Consider the following 665-nt stretch of genomic DNA (forward strand, 5'->3'; position numbering starts at 1 on the left):
GACGGCAGATTTCCTGTGTCGAGTCCGGTGACCACTTCCTGAAATACTTTGTTCACCGAAGTATTTCCAGTGGTGGTTGTGCTGGTTATAGCCTCTTGATATACCTTATTGACTTGTGTCGTGGATGTGGCCATCTTTAGTCACCTATACCAGCCTGCGCCGCGTTCAGGTTTGCTAGTGTCCATGCATTTCCCGCGCCATCCCTCGGAAATACTGAGGAATACAAAACATTCGATGCAACCAGAGTCTGCGGTGCGGATGTTGCGACGGTGCCTGCCGACTTCAACTTCGCGGTAACAGAGTGAGCGGCATCGGCTGCTGGGTTAGTGGCTTGCACATAAACCGTCACCGCGTCGATGGTGGTTGCCGGAGTGTACTGAAGTGCCGACATTTTATAGAGGTCCGAATTGCCGGTACCCGCATCCGAAACGTTGGTAGTCGCTGCCCACGATTGAACGCCTAGGCTTACCATCGAGTAGTTAGAGGCAGACACTGTGCTGGGGGTGAACTGCGTGCTGTCTCCCGCCGCGTTCGGATTCATGAGCCCGATACGTCGTGGCCCAATCGGGAACGTGTTGAATGAGGTGCCAGAGCCGTCCCATATAATGAAGTCATCCAAATATGAAGCTGCACCGTTTGCTGCCTGTTTGCCGGTGGACACATAT

General features: G+C 53.4%; 1 protein-coding gene. It reads right to left on the reverse strand.

Annotated elements, in window-relative coordinates; genetic code table 11:
* Positions 1-136 precede the first annotated feature (136 nt).
* The coding region (locus AC1RPN_RS08045) for a hypothetical protein (protein WP_481763688.1) at positions 137-665 on the reverse strand (529 nt) is incomplete at its 5' end.

This window comes from Dellaglioa sp. CoH-57-MRSF-20, assembly GCF_056781955.1.